The following is a 16,730-nucleotide window of genomic DNA, read 5'->3' as shown; positions in this document are numbered from 1 at the left end:
TGTGCCGTATGAGCGAACAGACACGCGCGGGAAACTCGGGAGCGGGACCAGGAACGATCACCCCGGACGGCTGCGCCGTCGAGATGTACGCCCGGATGGGGCCCGACGGGGAGCAGCACATCGTCGCCGGCGCGTTACGGGCCGGAGCCGCCACCCTCCTCGAACTGGGCGCGGGCGCGGGCCGGGTGACGCACGCCCTGCTGGAGCTCGGCTTCGAGGTGGTCGCGGTCGACGAGTCACCCGAGATGCTGGCCGGGATCCGCGGCGCGCGCACCGTGCGCGCCGCGATCGAGGGGCTCGACCTCGGCGAGCGCTTCGACGCGGTGATGCTCGCCTCCTACCTCGTCAACACCGCCGGACCCGCGCTCCGCGCCGGACTGCTGAGCACCTGCCGGCGCCATGTGAAGGACGACGGCTGTGTGCTGATCCAGCGCGAGGGCGCGGGGTGGAACGACCCCGCGGCGGTGCCGCGCGAGTGGCGGCGCGGCGCGCTGCGGATCAAGGTCGCCGCCGTCGAGCCGCTCGGGGCGGGCCGTACGACCGTACGCATGGAGTACGACGTCGAGGGGCGCCGGTGGAGCCAGACGCACACCTCGCACGACCTGGACGAGGCGGCCGTCGAGGCCGCCCTCGCCGAGGCCGGGCTCCGGGTGGACGCCTATCTCACCGACGACCGGACCTGGCTGCGGGCGGTGCCGCAATGTGCCGGTTGATGACGTGAGGAGCAACGTTTCCCCATGGGACCGCCCCCTGCGCAACGATCGTGCGCCGGTGCGCAAGAATGATGCATTACGGGCGTACGCACCCAGCTCGTAGGGTCGTGCGCTGTACGTGGAGTGGCGGGGACCGCCTGCTCGGCGGTCCCTCGGCTACGGGTTGCACGCGCCTTCCGCGCGCCCCCGCCCGGGCCCGCCGCCGGTCGCCGCCCGACCGGCAGCGATAAAGGAGCCACCCCAGTGTTGGAGCACGGCGCAGCGCCCCCGGCCGCGGACCCCGGGCGGCCCCCGCGGCCGCCCGCCGGCCCCCTCGGCCGCGTCATGCGGCGCAAGCCCGTCGAGCTGCTGGTCGCCGAGAGCGGACAGGGGGAGGGCGGCTCGCTGCGGCGCTCCCTGGGCATGTGGCAGCTCACGATGATCAGCATCGGGGCGACGCTGGGCACCGGCATCTTCGTCGTACTCGGCGAGGCGGTGCCCAAGGCCGGGCCGGCCGTGATGATCTCCTTCGTCCTGGCCGGTGTCACCGCGCTCTTCTCCGCCCTCTCCTACGCCGAACTGGCGGGCACCATCCCCGTCTCAGGCTCCTCGTACTCGTACACCTACGCCACCCTCGGCGAACTGGTCGCCTGGATCTGCGGCTGGTGCCTGATCCTGGAGTACGGGGTCTCCGTCGCGGCCGTCGCCGTCGGCTGGGGCCAGTACCTCAACGAACTCCTCGACGGCACGATCGGCGTCACCATCCCCACCGCGCTCGCCGGCCCGCCCGGCGGCGGCGGCGTCTTCAACCTGCCCGCGCTGCTCGTGGTGGGGCTGTGCATGGCCTTCCTGCTCGGCGGCGCCCGCGAGAGCGCCCGCGCCAACGCGATCATGGTCGGCGTGAAGATCGTGGCGCTGCTGCTCTTCTGCGCCGTCGCCTTCACCGGCATCCGCGCAGGCAACTACGCGCCGTTCCTGCCGCTCGGCCTCGGCGGCGTCAGCGCCGCCGGAGCCACCCTCTTCTTCTCCTACATCGGCTTCGACGCCGCCTCCACCGCCGGCGAGGAGGCCAAGGACGCCAAGCGCGACCTGCCGCGCGCGATCATGCTGTCGCTGCTGATCGTCACCGCCCTGTACGTACTGGTCGCGGCCATCGCGGTGGGGGCCATGCCCTGGCGGGAGTTCAAGGGCTCCGAGGCCGCCCTCGCCGGGATCATGAAGGATGTCACCGGGCAGGGCTTCTGGGCCGTGCTGCTCGCGGCCGGCGCGGTCATCGCCATCGCCAGCGTCGTGCTGACCGTGCTCTACGGCCAGACCCGCATCCTCTTCGCGATGGCCCGCGACGGGCTCGTACCGAAGATCTTCGGCACGGTCCACGCGCGCACCGGCGTCCCCCGCGCCAACACCGTCATCGTCTCCCTCTTCTGCGGCGTCCTGGCCGCCGCGATCCCGCTCGGCCAGCTGGCCGACGCCACCAGCATCGGCACGCTCTTCGCGTTCGCGCTGGTCAACGTGGCCGTCATCGTGCTGCGCCGGACCCGCCCCGAGATGCACCGCACCTTCCGGGTGCCGCTCTCCCCGCTCTTCCCGGCCGTCGGTTTTGTGCTGTGCGTCTACATGATGGGTAGTCTGTCCCCCATCACGTGGGCGGTCTTCGCAGCATGGATGGCCGTCGGCCTCGTGATCTACTTCGGGTACGGCGTGCACCGCTCGCGGCTGGCCCGCGACGCCCGGCCCGCCCGGGAAGACCCGCAGGCACCCGTAGAAAAGTGACCCGTCCGCACGTGCGCCAGATGAACGAGCTAGACCAGCGCATCGTCCACGCCCTCGCCCAGGACGCGCGCCGCTCCTTCGCCGACATCGGCGCCGAGGTCGGCCTCTCCGCGCCCGCCGTCAAGCGCCGCGTGGACCGGCTGCGCGCCGAGGGCGCCATCACCGGGTTCACCGTCCGGGTGGACCCGGCGGCCCTCGGCTGGGAGACCGAGGGGTTCATCGAGCTGTACTGCCGCCGCAACACCTCGCCCGAATCGATCCACCGCGGCCTCTCCCGCTACCCCGAAGTGGCGTCCGCCTCCACCGTCACCGGCGAGGCCGACGCGATCGTCCAGGTCTTCGCCTCCGACATGCGCCACTTCGAACGGGTGCTGGAGCGGATCGCGGGCGAGCCGTTCGTGGAGCGCACGAAGTCCGTCCTCGTGCTCTCCCCGCTGCTGCGCCGCTTCACCTCCGGCGCCCCCTCCTGACGCGATTCACCGCACCCGCGGGGCGCGGCGCAATGAATCGCCGCCCGGTCCGTACAACACGCAACGAATCCTCCGCGGACGCGCAACGGAGGCCGCTTGTCCGGCGACGAGCGGGAACCGTAGCGTCAAGACGTCCCGGCGACCGTCTCCTCGATCCCCGGTCCCGCTGCCCCCGAACCCGGTGAAGAGGCCCCATGCCGTCGCTGCGCATCGCGCTGTACCAAGGCCCCAGCGGCGTCCCCGCGACCACCGCCGACAGCCTCGCGGCCCTCGTCGCCGCCGCCCGCCGGGCCGCCGACTCGGGGGCCCGGCTGCTGCTCACCAGCGAGCTGTACCTCACCGGGTACGCGCTCGGCGAGGACGTCCACCGGCTCGCCGAGAGCGCCTCGGGGCCGGGCGCCGAGGCCATCGCGCGCATCGCCGCCGAGCACGGCCTGGCCGTCGGCTACGGCTACCCGGAGCGGGACGGCGCCTCCCTGTACAACTCCGTCCAGCTGATCGGCCCCGACGGCGAGCGGCTGGCGAACTACCGCAAGACCCACCTCTTCGGCCCGTTCGAGACGGACTGCTTCACCCCCGGCGACGACGTCCTGGTCCAGGCCGACCTCGACGGCGTCCGGCTGGGCCTGCTGATCTGCTACGACGTCGAGTTCCCCGAGACCGTACGGGCCCACGCGCTGGCCGGCACCGAACTGCTGCTCGCGCCGACCGCGCTGATGCGCCCGTACGAGATCGTCCCGCAGACGGTCATCCCGGCCCGCGCCTGGGAGAGCCAGCTCTACCTCGCCTACGCCAACCGCTGCGGTGCGGAGGGGGAGTTCGACTTCGCCGGGATGAGCTGCGTCGCCGCGCCCGACGGGACCGTACGGGCGCGGGCCGGCGCGGCCGAGGACCTGATCCTCGCCGACGTCGACACCCAGTTCCTGAAGGCGTCCCGCGCCGAGAACAGCTACCTCGCCGACCGTCGGCCGCGGCTGTACACCTCGCTCGTGTGAGCACCCTCTCTTGATGCCCCTCACCCCCCTTTGCCAGTAGGAGAGTCCAGCCGATGACGTCCACGGTGCCCACCGCCGTCCACGACGAGCAGGCCAAGCCCGCCCTGCCGCCCATCACCATGTTCGGCCCGGACTTCCCCTACGCCTACGACGACTACCTCGCCCATCCGGCGGGCCTCGGCCAGATACCCGCGACCGAGCATGGCACGGAGGTCGCGGTCATCGGCGGCGGGCTCTCCGGCATCGTCACCGCGTACGAACTGATGAAGATGGGCCTGCGGCCCGTCGTGTACGAGGCGGACCGGATCGGCGGCCGGCTGCGCACCGAGAACTTCGAGGGCTGCGACGAGACGCTGACGGCCGAGATGGGCGCGATGCGCTTCCCGCCGTGCTCCACCGCGCTCCAGCACTACATCGACCTGGTCGGCCTGCGGACCGAGCCGTTCCCCAACCCGCTGGCCCCCGACACCCCCTCCACCGTCGTCGACCTCAAGGGCGAGACGCACTACGCGGAGACCGTCGAGGACCTGCCCGAGGTCTACCACCACGTGATGCACGCCTGGAACGCCTGCCTGGAGGAGGGCGCCGACTTCTCCGACATGCAGCACGCCATCCGCGAGCGCGACATCCCGCGCATCCGCGAGATCTGGGCGCAACTCGTAGAGCGGCTCGACAACCAGACCTTCTACGGCTTCCTCTGCGACTCCCCGGCCTTCAAGTCCTTCCGGCACCGCGAGATCTTCGGCCAGGTCGGCTTCGGCACCGGCGGCTGGGACACGGACTTCCCCAACTCGATCCTGGAGATCCTGCGCGTCGTCTACACCGGCGCGGACGACGACCACCGGGGGATCGTCGGCGGCAGCCAGCAACTGCCGCTGCGGCTGTGGGAGCGCGAGCCGGGCAAGGCCGTGCACTGGGCGCACGGCACCTCCCTCGCCTCGCTGCACGGCGGCGATCCGCGCCCGGCCGTGACCCGGATGGACCGTACGGCGGGCAACCGCGTCACCGTCACCGACGCCTCCGGCGACATCCGCACCTACCGGGCGGCGGTCTTCACCGCGCAGTCCTGGATGCTGCTCTCCAAGATCGCCTGCGATGATTCGCTGCTGCCCATCGACCACTGGACGGCGGTGGAGCGCACCCACTACATGGAGTCGTCCAAGCTCTTCGTCCCCGTCGACCGGCCCTTCTGGCGGGACACCGACGAGGAGACGGGGCGCGACGTGATGAGCATGACGCTCACCGACCGGATGACGCGCGGCACCTACCTGCTGGACGACGGCCCGGACCGGCCCGCGACCATCTGCCTCTCGTACACCTGGTGCGACGACAGCCTCAAGTGGCTGCCGCTGTCCGCGAACGAGCGTATGGAGGTGATGCTCAAGTCGCTCGGCGAGATCTATCCCAAGGTCGACATCCGCAAGCACATCATCGGCAACCCGGTCACCGTCTCCTGGGAGAACGAGCCCTATTTCATGGGCGCTTTCAAGGCCAACCTCCCCGGCCACTACCGCTACCAGCGGCGGCTGTTCACCCACTTCATGCAGGACGGCCTCGCCGACGACAAACGCGGCCTCTTCCTCGCGGGCGACGACATCTCCTGGACCGCGGGCTGGGCGGAGGGCGCCGTGCAGACCGCGCTCAACGCGGTGTGGGGCGTGATGCACCACTTCGGCGGCGCGACGGACCCGGCCAACCCCGGCCCGGGCGACCGCTTCGAGGAGATCGCGCCCGTCGAACTCCCCGAGGACTGAGAGCCTGTGTCATCTCCCTGGTCGGATCGGCGCGCGGCGTCCGGTGCGTGCGATCGCCCGCCGACGTGCGCTCCATGCACGGGGCGAACGCGGCCGCGGTGGTGTTCCGGCTCAAGAAGCTCACTGTGCGAGCCGGCGAGCGTCGACCGGCTCAGCCACTCGAAGTGAAACGGGGAGGCCGTCGACCCTGCGTCCGGTGCTTGGCGTCCGGCGTTCCGCCACCCCGCGGCTGGGCGCCGAGGCGACAGGACTGAGCACTGCGACACCTCGTCGCCACGTGGCCCGTACCAGTGGCGACATCACGATGCGGGCTGCTGGCTACAGGCCGGCGATGCTGTCCTGCACCGCCGTGCCCCAAGCCACACCTTCGGCGTGCGTGTTGGCGAAGTCCGGGTCCACGTAGATGTGGATCCTCTTGATGAGTGCACCCTCGAAACCCTCGAACTCGAACACATTGCAGAACAGCCCGAAGGAGGAAACGCCGTCGGGGAAGTCCACGCCTGACGTCGTTGTTCCCTTTTCCGCGCCCTCGAAAATCACTTAGTTCCCGGACGACAACACGGTGAAGCCCTCGATCTCGTGCTCCAGCGACGCGATTCCCCGGCCGAGCCCCTGAGCGAACGCTCCGATCTGCGCCTTCCCGCGAGCGATGCCGAACTTCGGGTAGAACATATGAGCATCTTCAGTGAAGAGGTCGATGACCTCAGGGTTGCCGGCGCCCACCCTACGGAAGTAGTTGATGGCGGTCTCTTCGCGACGCTTCTGGATATCGCTGGTGGTGTTCACTTTTCCTCCTGGTACGTGGTGTGTGCGGTGCGCTCTCACGCTGGTTGAGCGGCGCGGTCAGACCTGCGCCTGGCCTCCGTCGACGAACCAGTCGACGCCGTTGACGAAGCTGGAAGCGTCCGAGGCCAGGAACGTCGCCACGGCGGCGATCTCATCCGGGCGGCCGATCCTGCCGAGCGGCACCTCCGAGGCGAGCTGGTGGTCCGGGCCCGCGGCGCCGATCAGGCCCGGGGTCTCGGTCGGGCCGGGGCTCAGCACGTTCACCCGGAACTTCCGTTCCTGCGCGCTGAGCGCCCAGCTGCGCACCGCCGCCTTCGATGCGCCGTAAATGGCTAGGTTGACCCCATGGCGCGACCTAGGAAGTTCGACGAGCAGCAGGTACTGGACACTGCCCGGGAGCGGTTCTGGTCGGGTGGGTACGCCGCCACGCGAATGGAAGACATCGCCGAGGCGACGAGGCTCGGCAAAGGCAGCCTGTACGGCGCGTTCGGCGGAAAGGGAACTGTTCCACCGTGTGTTCGACGATTACTGCGGCTCCGTCGTCGACGCTGTGAGACGGCAGTTGCGCGGCGACGACGCGGACGCCTACGCGCGACTGTCCGCCCACGTGTACGCGGTGGCGGCGGCGACCGCCGCGGACACCGCCCACCGCGGATGCCTGTTGGCCAAGGGCGCCGCCGAGCTGGCCGAACACGACAAGACGGTGGCCGAGCGGGCGCGCGCGACCATCGAGGCACTGCAAGCGCTGCTGGAGGGCGACATCGCGGCCTGTCAGCGCAATGGCGATATCGCCGCGGATGAGGATCCGAGAAAGCTGGCGGCGCTGATGCTCGCCGTGCTGCGCGGCATCGAAGCGCTGGGCAAGGCCGGAGCGAGCGAGGAGACGCTGACCGATATAGCCTGGACGGCCCTCGCTGTCCTGCCCCGCCCCGCTCACTGAACTTCTCCGGTCTGGCCGCCGATCGGGGGAGGGTCGAGGGTGTGTGACAGACGATGCCCCGGGTTGTTGGCGCAGACGTCTGACGTCCCAACCAATCAGCCAGCCCAGGTGCCTCGTTGATCACCTGTCCTGCCGCACTCGACGGGTCACATGCGCTTGTGGAGCTGGGCCACCGTGCCCATCGTCACCAGTGAGGGGGCCGACGCCGCAGGCTACGCCCGCCTCAACGCGCGATGGTGGCGCTCGGGTACGTGCGTGAGCACATCACGTTGGCCGATAGTCCGAGTGAACAGGACCCCCGCCGTCCGCATCGGGCCCACAGTCGCCGGACGCCACCAACTCGGCGATGTCAAAAAGAAGTTGCTCACGGGCCGAAGCGGCGTACTGAACCTGAAGGGAACGTCCCTACACCATTAATACGTACTCCGCTCCGCCCGCACCGGGACCACAGTGGACGCGACGGCACCGCCACTCGAAGAAATATCTCTTATCTCCCCACTTTCCGGACGCGCCGGAACGCTCACGGCCAGTGGGGGACAGTGCGGCACACCTGGTGGGGGCCGGTGCGTTCAAAGCGTTCACGCACTGGTCCGCGATGTGCCTTGTGCTGTGTGCCGAGCCGGTTGCCTGATGGAGACCACGGCCCTGTGCCTTCCCTGCCTCCTCGGAGTGCCAGATGACCGACGTCTCCTCAGCCTCCGGCTGTTCGTGCACCTGTGCCGCCCACGCGGCGTTCAACGCGCCCGTGGCGGACGCGGCGAACGGCACCTTCGACGCGCGGCGGGTCCGCGCGGACTTCCCCATCCTGCGGCGGACCGTCAACGGCGGCCGGCCGCTGGTGTATCTGGACAGCGCCGCCGCCTCGCAGAAGCCCCAGTCGGTGCTGGACGCGGAGGCGGACTCCTACGGTCTGCATAACGCCAACGTCCACCGCAGCTACCACGAACTCGCCCGCGAGGCGCGATGCCCGGCCCTACCGGCTCGCGAGGTTCGGCGGGCGCATCCCCGACGGACCGTCACCGCCTCCGCTGGGACATTCCTGTTCCGCCTGAGCGACCCGAACTCGCCGCCCGCCACTGCCTGGTGGGACGAGCCAAGGGCAACACCCCCACCGGCGGCGTCGGCGCCGCTACCACCGGCACCCTCACCGACGACAGATCGTCTCAAGAACCACATGACCCGGATGCGACACACGCTCAGAGCCTCACCGCACCGGCCACGGCAGCCCCAGTGCCGGTGCCGGCAGCTTCGAGACGGAGCGCGAGCGAGGGCTCCGGCCGTCCCGACGATCGCTTTCCGTGGCCCCGTGCCCTGACAAACCCCAGGCCCGCGTGGAATGCCCGGAGCCGGGCCTCGGGGGAGAGGACTTCGAGTCCTACAGCCGAGAACGGGTCCCGGCCCTTCCCAGCGCCACCCAACTGGAGTGCACAACGGCCACAGAACTACTGCTGGACACATCACTCCCTCCGCTCCCTCTCGGAGCACTCACACCCAGGTGAGGACCATGCCCCAGACCGCCGCGTACACCGTCGCCCGTGCCCCTGGTGCCCTGCCCCTCGTCGGCCACCTGGGACCACTGCTCCGCGATCCCTTCGCCTTCCTCGCCGCGCTGCCCCGGCAGGGCGACCTGGTCGAGATACGCCTCGGCAGCACCCGCGCGTACGTCCCCTGCCACCCCCGGCTACTGCGAGACGTTCTCCTCAACGACCGCGTCTACGACAAAGGAGGGCCCTTCTACGAGCGCGTCCGCGCCATGGCAGGCAACGGGCTGGCCAGCTGCCCGTACGAGGACCACCGGCGCCAGCGGCGGCTGATGCAACACGCCTTCCAAGGGACCCAGTTGCACAAGTACGCCCAGGTGATGGAGGAACAGATCGCCGACCTCACCCGTACATGGGGCCAGGACCAGGTCATTGACGTCTACCCCACCCTCTACCGCATGGCCCTGCGTACCGTGACCCGCACCCTCTTCGCGCAACCCGCGGCGGCTGCCCTGGCCGATGAGGTACGGCACTCCTTCGAGGCGGCCTTCAGCGGAACCTTCCGCCAGATGTTCATGCCGCCGTCCCTCATCCGTCTCCCCTTGCCTGGCAACATCCGCCACAGGCAGGCCGTAGCCCGGTTGCGGGGCACGGTGGAGCGCATCGTCGCCGGATACCGCAGTGACACCGACGCACCGGACGACCCCGCAGACCTCCTCGCCGTCATCCTCGCCGCCCGCGATGATGAAGCCCGGGCCATGACCGACGCCGAGGTACGGGACCAGGTCGTCAACTTCCTCGCGGGCGGTACCGAAACCGTCGCCGCCACCCTCACCTGGGCACTGCAACTGCTGGCGGACCACCCCGAGCAGCAGAAGGCCCTGCTGGCCGAGACGGATACCGTCCTCGGCGGCCGTGCCGCACGCTGGGACGATCTGCCTCACCTGGAATACGCCAATCGCATCATCCAGGAGACCGTACGACTGCACCCGCCCGCCTGGATGTTCACCCGCGGCACGACCCTCGACACCGACCTCGCCGGAATGCGCCTGCCCGCAGGCACCACCGTCGTCGTCTCCGCCGTCCCCATTCACCGCAACGCGGCGCTGTACCCCCGGCCCGATGCCTTCGACCCCGACCGCTGGTCCCCCGACCGCGCCGCCAAGCTGCCTCGCGGCGCGTACGTCGGCTTCGGCGCCGGTGCCCGCAAATGCATCGGTGACGCCTACGGCGTGACGGAGTCCGTTCTCGCCCTCACCACCATCGTCGGCCGCTGGGGCGTCAGCCCCGTCCCCGGCGCGGATATCCGCCCCTACCCGCTGGCAGCCTTCCACCGCCCCCGCCGGCTCTCACTGCGGCTGACCAGGCGGAACGCGGCGACAGACTCGACCAACCCCAGCACCAGCCCCGACCCCACCCAGGACCCGCTGCGTCCCGACCCAAGGCAACGGTGACTGCCACATCCCACAGAACCGAAGTCCAATCCCGCACCGGCCCACCGCCGTGAATGTGCGGCATACCCGCCGCACCGGTACGTCTCTCTCCCTCCACCGGGCGCATCGGGCAGAGGGCGCATCGGGCCGGTACGGAGACCCTGAAATGTCAGAGTCGGCTCAGAAACGCGTATCGGGTGATGCTGATGCACTATCGGGATCCAATCGACCTCGGAGCATTTCGCTTCCGTCCTCAGCAGGCCGCAGAAACAGAAGCCAGCGGCCGACGGGTACAAGGATGGGTTCGGGAACGGGAACTCACCGGTTCGGACGAGGCTTTCGCGTGGTTCTGCATGTGGGACACCGCCGGGCTCGTCGGCAACTGCTACCCGCATGCCCGCTCCGGCCCCGGAATGGATCTGGTCGGCAGGATGACGGCCGTCACGATCTTCCTGGACGATCAGATCGACGAGTCCACCTCTGTCGGCGCATGCGTCGATGCCATCACTCCCTTTCTGGAGATCGTGCGCGTCGGCGGCGAGGCGGTGCCGCGCACGAACAGGCCCTTGCACCGCGCTTTCGCCGAAGTCCTGCGCGATTCCCGCGCTTGCGCGTCAGACTCCTGGTGGCGGCGTGCAGCCCAGAACTGGGAAATGAGCTTGATTTCCGTAGCGCACGAGACACTCAACCGGCAGCAGCGCCGAGGACCTGCTGCTCGTGATGTCTTCCTGGCCACGCGCCGCGGAAGCGGATTCATGGGGCCGTTCCTGGACATTCTGGAGCCCGCCGCATCCCTTGAGCCCCCGGCCCTGGTCTATTGCTCCCCGCAGTTGGTGCTGATGCGGCACATCGTCGAGGACCTGGGCAGCTTCATCAACGACGTCTTCTCCGCGGAGAAGGAAATCGTTCGCGGGCAGGACGACAACCTTGTCCTCGTCTTGCGCCAGGAGGGGAAGCTCACTCTTGGGGAAGCCACCCAGCAGGCTCTGGACATGATTCGCGCACGGGTCAGTCGCTTCCTCGCGCTGCGCGACGAATTACCGAGCATCTGCACCTGTCTCGGGCTGACGTCGGCCGAGTCCGATCGCAGCCTGCATTACGCGGACGCTCTGGAAATGTGGGTGGCCGGGCTGGAACCATGGCATCGCACCAGCGCCCGGTACACCCAGGCCCTGGTTCGGAGGCCGAACACCGTGGCATGGGCGCATGAGGATTTGCTCGGCTGAGCCGGACCCCTGGAGCCTTATTCACGGGACCACCGGCCTTTCTTGTAGGAGGCGAGGGCCTTCCGCCGGTCGGCAGGTCGTCAGTCGATCCCCTACAAAAGTGCGGGAACTGGTCGAACAGGCCATCGGCACCCTCAAGTCCGGGAGGCTACTGCGCAAGTTCCGCTGCTCGACGAGTCGAATCACGAACCTCGTCCAGGCTGCCCTCACCCTCCATCTGGCCATCTCAGACTGAGGATGGAACGTCAAACGCCCCACGAACATCACCGAACGTAACGAGAGATATTAAGGAAAAAGCTGACGGCCGGACCCGCTCCTCCAAGACGTGGGCCGCTGCCGTGTTCAGGGGACGCGGCGGCGGCCCGCCCTACAGCGGTTCAGCGGCTCAGCGGCGTCAGCAGACAGCGGCCGACCAGACCCACGCTCGCGTCGATCCGCTCCGCCAGCTCCTCGGCGACATCGCCGAGCGCGCGTACCGCCCACAGCGCGCGGAAGGCCGACCACGCCCCCTCCCGCGCCGCCTGCAAGCTCCACGACCCCACCAGATGCGTCAGCGGATCGGCCACGTCCAGCAGATCGGGGCCGGGCATCAGCTCCTCGCGGATCGTCTCCTCCATCCCGACGAGCAGATCGCCGACCCGGTCGAAGTCGCCCTCCAGCGCGGCCGGCTCGACGTGCCGGGCCCGGCAGGTGTCGACGAGCGCGAGCGCCAGGTCGTGCCCGATATGCGCGTTGATACCGGCCAGCGCGAACTGGAGAGGCCGTACGGCCGGGTGGCGGCGCAGCTGGAACAGCGGCCGCCAGCAGGCGGGGGCCCGCCGCCCGGCCAGGGCCGCGTCCACCGCCGCCAGATACCGCCCGGCGAACCGGGCGTCCAGCTCCGCGGCCGAGGTCCGGTCCCGGAAGTGCCCGTCCGTGATCCGCCGGGCGATCTCCGCGGTGACCGACAGGTACACCCGGTTGAAGACGGCCACGCCGTCGCCCGGCGGCAGTGCGGCGTCCAGCGCCCGCATGCGCGCCAGCACGCCGTCGACATCGGTCAGGGCCCACTGCGACTGCGTCGTCGTCATGCGCTCAGCGTGGCACCCCCGTACCGGGCGCGGAGGGCGCCGGGCGGTGGATGACCGGAACGGATGAACCCCGCGGCCCGGCGGCGCGCCCGGCCCCGTCCGGCCCGGACGGCCACCGCTGCCCCCGGTGTCAGCGGTGGCCGGGGCGGTTGCGGCGGCGCCTCCGGCGGGGAGGCCGACGGAAGCGCCGGTACGGACCCGGCCGCCCACCGGGCCCGTACCGGCCGCGTGCCCATGCCGGCCGCACGCGGCCCCACCGGCCGCCCGCGCGGATGCGCTCCGGGCGGGGGCCGCCCCCTTCAGGTGCGTCTGCGCCGAAGGGGTATGACACAGCGTCGACCGCGTGTGACGCGAGCAACAGGGTGCGCGCGAGCAGAGAGCGGGCACATCGCGTGCGCGGGGCACGGACGCGACCACTCCGGATGATCCCCGGCCTCGCCGTCGGGCACGGGCTCGTCTCCTCCGAGCGGTCTCCGGCCTCGCCGTCGGGCACGGGCTCCTCTCCTCCGAGCGGTCTCCGGCCTCGCCGTCGGGTACGGGCGCCTCTCCTCCAGGTGGTTTGCGGTCTCGCCCGCCGGGCAGGGGGCGGCTCCAGCGGGAGACCGGCCGTGCCGGCGATTTCGTCACTGAGCGAATCCACTCGAATACCCCTTCCGGTTCGGTTTGTCCCCACCAGGGTGATCAGCTATTAATCACTTCGGCTCTGTGGCGTGCAGGGCGGCACAGATGTGGAGCGTGATCATGGCGGGCTTCGGGTGGAAGCTGCACGGCGACGGCAAACACCTGGGGCCGGACGAGGTGGTCAAACCAGGCGAGCGGCTGACGTGGGGCAGGACGGCCGGGCTCGGGGCCCAGCACGTGGTGTCGATGATCGGCGCGTGTTTCGTCGCCCCGGTGCTCATGGGGCTGGACCCCGGACTGGCGCTGATGGCCTCCGGCGTGGCGACGGTGCTGTTCCTCGTGATGACCCGCGGGCGCATCCCCAGCTACCTGGGGTCTTCGCTCTCGTTCGTCGGCGTGTCCGCGGTCATCGCGGGCCAGGGCGGGGACGCGGGCACCCTGACGGGCGCCATGCTCGTGGTCGGCGCCTGCCTGGCCGGGTGCGGCATCGCCGTGCACTTCCTGGGGGCGCGGGTCATCCACGCCGTGCTGCCGCCGGCGGTGACCGGCGCCGTGGTGATGCTGATCGGATTCGGCCTGGCCCCCGTCGTCGCGAGCACGTACTGGCCCCAGGACCAGTGGACCGCCCTCGCCACCATGCTCTTCACCGGACTCGCCCTGGTCGTGCTCCGCGGCTTCTGGGGCCGTATCGCGATCTTCCTCGGCCTGGTCTTCGGGTACGTGCTCTCTTGGCTCCTCGACGTCGTGCTGGGGCGGATCCACTCGGCGGACGGCTCCGGCAAGCTCGTCGACCACTGGCGCATCGACTTCTCCGGCGTCGCCAAGGCCGACTGGATCGGCGTCCCCACCTTCCACGCCCCCAACTTCCAGTGGTCGGCGATCCTGGTCGCGCTGCCCGTGCTGGTGGCGCTGATCGCGGAGAACGCCGGGCACGTCAAGGCCGTCGGCGAGATGACCGGCGACGCCCTGGACGACAAGATGGGAACGGCCATCATCGCGGACGGCACGGCGACCATGCTCTCCACCGCGGTGGGCGGCCCGGCCACCACCACGTACGCGGAGAACATCGGCGTCATGGCGGCCACCCGCGTCTACTCGACCGCCGCCTACTCCGCCGCCGCCTGCTTCGCCCTCCTCTTCGGCCTGTGCCCCAAGTTCGGCGCGGTCGTCGCGGCGATCCCCGGCGGCGTGCTCGGCGGCATCACCGTGATCCTGTACGGCATGATCGGCCTGCTCGGCGCGCAGATCTGGGTACGGAACAAGGTGGACTTCTCCCAGCCGCTCAACCTCGTGCCGGCGGCGGCCGGAATCATCATCGGCATCGGCGGCGTCAGCCTGAAGTTCACCGACAACTTCGAGCTGAGCGGCATCGCGCTGGGCACCTTGATCGTCCTCACCGGATACCACGCGCTGCGCTGGCTCTCCCGGGCCGCCGGCCGCCGGCAGCCTTCCCTGCTGGACGGCGGGACCACCGAGTACGACCACGTGGCCGACGGAGGGAACCGAGCGGACGGCGACGAGCGGACGGCCCTCTCCCACGAGGCCGGCGGCTGAGCTCTCGCACTGTGCCGGAGCGCGGCCGCCGCGCCCTGTCGAGCTGCTGCAACCGGCTCAATTCGGCACCCCATCGAATGTACTGACGCCGAGCCGGGAACCGTCCGGCGGCGCGGCACGGTAAGCGTTCGGTGTCACATTCTTCCTGCGCAACAGGAGACGCAAGATGCTGAAGTTCATCGGTCGCGCCGCGGCCGTCACGATTCTGGCCGGCGCTGTCGTAGTCCCCATGTCCGGCGTGGCCCAGGCCCACGACGGCTGGCGCCACGACGACTGCCGTTCCTACGGCAGCTACCACGACCTGCCTGCCCGCGGCTGGGGCAACAGCTGGAACAACGGCTGGGACAACGCCCTGTGGGGCCACAGCGGCCGCTGGGGTCACAGCAACCGCTGGGGCTGTGACGACCACCGCGACGGTTACCACCACAACCACCACAACCACCACCAGGGCTGGGGTTTCTGACGCCTGGCGGCTGACCGTCCGGCAAGACCGTGGGCCGTACCGCGCACTCCGTCAAGGGGAGCGGGGTACGGCCCACGGCGCGTGTCCGGTCCGGGGCCCGTACCGCCGCCAGGCTCTCGTACCGCCCGATTCCCCTGCGCCCCGGCCCGCTGCCCGTACGTCCCGGCGGGCCTCCGGGTCAGTGGTGCTCGACGGCCGTGGACGGCGCGCCGGCCGCGTCTCGGCCCGCGCCGCGCAGCACGCCCGCCCCCGCGACCAGCCCGAACGCGAGCACCGTGACCAGGCCGAAGGAGACCGTGAGCGACGTCGCGTTGGCGATCTGGCCGATGGCCGCCGGGGCGACGAGCCCCGAGGTGTAGGTGATCGTCGCGACGCCCGCGATGGCCTGGCTGGGCGCCGGACCGCTCCGCGCGGCGGCCGCGAAGGCCAGCGGCACGACGACCGCGATGCCGAGCCCGATCAGCCCGAACCCGGCGATGGCGGGCGCCGGGCCGTCGGCGAGGACCACCAGCAGGCCGCCCGCCGTCGCCAGCACCCCGCTCGCCCGTACGGTCCGTACGGGCCCGAAGCGGCGCACCACCGCGTCGCCCGCGAACCGGGACGCGGCCATCGTGCAGGAGAACGCCGTGGTGCAGGCGGCGGCGAGGCCCGCGTCGGAGTCCATCACCTCCCGCAGATAGACCGCCGACCAGTCCAGGCTCGCGCCCTCCGCGAAGACCGCGCAGAACCCGACGGCGCCGATGATCAGCGCGGAGCGCGGCGGCAGCGCGAACCGCGGCGGCGGATGCTCCTCGGCCGTGCGACGCAGATCGAGGACCCACCGGCAGGCGAGCGCGCCGAGCACGACGAGGACCCCCGCCGCGATGCCCAGATGCAGCCGGGCGTCCACGTCGGCCCGCGCGGCGAGCGTGCCCGCCGCCGAGCCGAGGAGCGCGCCCGCGCTCCACATGCCGTGCAGCCCGGACATGATCGAGCGGCCGAGCCGCTCCTCGGTCTCCACGCCCAGCGCGTTCATGGCGACATCCGCCGCACCGGCCGTGGCGCCGTAGACGAACAGGACCGCGCACAGCCCGACCAGGCCCGGGGCCGCCGCGGGCAGCGCGAGCGCGGCGCACCACAGGCCGAGCAGCCCGCGCAGCGCGGCCCGGGAGCCGAAGCGGTGGCTTATCCGGCCCGCGAGCGGCATCGCGCACGACGCGCCGATCGCGGGGAAGGCGAGCGCCAGCCCGAGCAGGCCCGAGCCGATCCCCAAGTGCTCCTGGATCCAGGGGACTCGGGTGGCGAAGTTGCCGGTGACCGCGCCGTGTACGGCGAAGACCACCGAGATGGCGACGCGCGCCCTGCGCAGTCGCGGATCCGTGCCCTTGGCCATGCCTCCGCATCCTCCCCGAAGGGCCCGCTCCGCCCTCCTTCCGCCCTGCCCTGTCCAGCTGAGGCGATAAACTATCAGGAACCCTGCCTGTTAAATAGCG

The 16,730-nt window shown here is 70.6% G+C and carries 16 protein-coding genes and 3 pseudogenes; 14 read left to right on the top strand and 5 right to left on the bottom strand.

The features are described 5' to 3' along the window. Positions 1-8 precede the first annotated feature (8 nt). The 5 genes from AC07AB_RS21155 (at position 9) to AC07AB_RS21135 (ending at position 5,684) form a co-directional block, all read left to right on the top strand. Positions 9-713, top strand: a complete 705-nt coding sequence (locus tag AC07AB_RS21155; RefSeq protein ID WP_478569113.1) for a class I SAM-dependent methyltransferase — start codon at positions 9-11, stop codon at positions 711-713. A 243-nt stretch (positions 714-956) separates the two neighbouring features. Continuing rightward, positions 957-2,465 (top strand): amino acid permease, encoded by a 1,509-nt coding sequence (locus tag AC07AB_RS21150; RefSeq protein WP_478569111.1) that lies wholly within the window; start codon positions 957-959, stop codon positions 2,463-2,465. Positions 2,466-2,485: 20 nt separating this feature from the next. After that, positions 2,486-2,935, top strand: coding sequence for an Lrp/AsnC family transcriptional regulator (locus tag AC07AB_RS21145; RefSeq protein WP_478569109.1), 450 nt, complete (start codon positions 2,486-2,488; stop codon positions 2,933-2,935). 194 nt (positions 2,936-3,129) lie between these two features. Beyond that, a complete protein-coding gene (locus AC07AB_RS21140; protein ID WP_478569107.1) occupies positions 3,130-3,930 on the top strand; it encodes a carbon-nitrogen hydrolase family protein in 801 nt (266 codons plus the stop codon). A gap of 53 nt (positions 3,931-3,983) precedes the next feature. Beyond that, positions 3,984-5,684 (top strand): flavin monoamine oxidase family protein, encoded by a 1,701-nt coding sequence (locus AC07AB_RS21135; protein WP_478569105.1) that lies wholly within the window; start codon positions 3,984-3,986, stop codon positions 5,682-5,684. A 318-nt stretch (positions 5,685-6,002) separates the two neighbouring features. Here the strand turns inward: AC07AB_RS21135 and AC07AB_RS21130 are convergent, their stop codons facing one another. From AC07AB_RS21130 to AC07AB_RS21120, 3 genes are read right to left on the bottom strand one after another with little or no spacing between them, the layout of a single operon-like run. Then, positions 6,003-6,224 (bottom strand): hypothetical protein, encoded by a 222-nt coding sequence (locus AC07AB_RS21130; protein WP_478569103.1) that lies wholly within the window; start codon positions 6,222-6,224, stop codon positions 6,003-6,005. Continuing rightward, positions 6,225-6,470, bottom strand: coding sequence for a Cif family virulence factor (locus AC07AB_RS21125; RefSeq protein WP_478569101.1), 246 nt, complete (start codon positions 6,468-6,470; stop codon positions 6,225-6,227). Positions 6,471-6,527: 57 nt separating this feature from the next. Further along, a complete protein-coding gene (locus tag AC07AB_RS21120) occupies positions 6,528-6,800 on the bottom strand; it encodes an SDR family oxidoreductase (RefSeq protein ID WP_478569238.1) in 273 nt (90 codons plus the stop codon). A gap of 15 nt (positions 6,801-6,815) precedes the next feature. Between AC07AB_RS21120 and AC07AB_RS21115 the strand changes: the two are divergent. The 7 genes and pseudogenes from AC07AB_RS21115 to AC07AB_RS21085 form a co-directional block, all read left to right on the top strand. Continuing rightward, positions 6,816-6,914, top strand: a pseudogene (locus tag AC07AB_RS21115) (TetR/AcrR family transcriptional regulator); the annotation flags it as partial. Between the two features lie 70 nt (positions 6,915-6,984). Then, positions 6,985-7,410: a TetR family transcriptional regulator C-terminal domain-containing protein gene (locus AC07AB_RS21110; RefSeq protein ID WP_478569099.1), complete on the top strand. Its 426-nt coding sequence runs from the start codon at positions 6,985-6,987 to the stop codon at positions 7,408-7,410. A gap of 116 nt (positions 7,411-7,526) precedes the next feature. Further along, positions 7,527-7,685, top strand: a pseudogene (locus tag AC07AB_RS21105) (IS5/IS1182 family transposase); the annotation flags it as partial. Between the two features lie 401 nt (positions 7,686-8,086). Further along, positions 8,087-8,725: an aminotransferase class V-fold PLP-dependent enzyme gene (locus AC07AB_RS21100; protein WP_478569096.1), complete on the top strand. Its 639-nt coding sequence runs from the start codon at positions 8,087-8,089 to the stop codon at positions 8,723-8,725. Positions 8,726-8,914: 189 nt separating this feature from the next. Further along, positions 8,915-10,345, top strand: a complete 1,431-nt coding sequence (locus AC07AB_RS21095) for a cytochrome P450 (protein ID WP_478569093.1) — start codon at positions 8,915-8,917, stop codon at positions 10,343-10,345. 179 nt (positions 10,346-10,524) lie between these two features. Further along, positions 10,525-11,550 (top strand): terpene synthase family protein, encoded by a 1,026-nt coding sequence (locus tag AC07AB_RS21090; protein WP_478569090.1) that lies wholly within the window; start codon positions 10,525-10,527, stop codon positions 11,548-11,550. 61 nt (positions 11,551-11,611) lie between these two features. Continuing rightward, positions 11,612-11,785: pseudogene (locus AC07AB_RS21085) on the top strand (IS5/IS1182 family transposase); the annotation flags it as partial. Between the two features lie 142 nt (positions 11,786-11,927). On the opposite strand, the gene AC07AB_RS21080 reads toward AC07AB_RS21085, so the two are convergent. Next, the gene (locus tag AC07AB_RS21080) at positions 11,928-12,620 is read right to left on the bottom strand and encodes a DUF5995 family protein (protein WP_478569087.1); all 693 of its coding nucleotides are present in this window, start codon (positions 12,618-12,620) and stop codon (positions 11,928-11,930) included. A gap of 741 nt (positions 12,621-13,361) precedes the next feature. Between AC07AB_RS21080 and AC07AB_RS21075 the strand changes: the two genes are divergently transcribed. Both AC07AB_RS21075 and AC07AB_RS21070 read left to right on the top strand, forming a co-directional pair. Then, positions 13,362-14,795 carry a uracil-xanthine permease family protein gene (locus AC07AB_RS21075; protein WP_478569084.1) on the top strand — a complete coding sequence of 478 codons (1,434 nt, stop codon included), beginning with the start codon at positions 13,362-13,364 and terminating at the stop codon, positions 14,793-14,795. A 166-nt stretch (positions 14,796-14,961) separates the two neighbouring features. After that, positions 14,962-15,258: a hypothetical protein gene (locus AC07AB_RS21070; protein ID WP_478569081.1), complete on the top strand. Its 297-nt coding sequence runs from the start codon at positions 14,962-14,964 to the stop codon at positions 15,256-15,258. A 178-nt stretch (positions 15,259-15,436) separates the two neighbouring features. Here AC07AB_RS21070 and AC07AB_RS21065 read toward each other — a convergent pair whose 3' ends face one another. After that, entirely contained in the window at positions 15,437-16,630 is a 1,194-nt protein-coding gene (locus AC07AB_RS21065) for an MFS transporter (RefSeq protein WP_478569078.1), read from the bottom strand. Positions 16,631-16,730 lie beyond the last annotated feature (100 nt).

This window comes from Streptomyces sp. NPDC044033, assembly GCF_056434425.1.
This window is presented reverse-complemented; position numbering and strand designations above follow the sequence as displayed.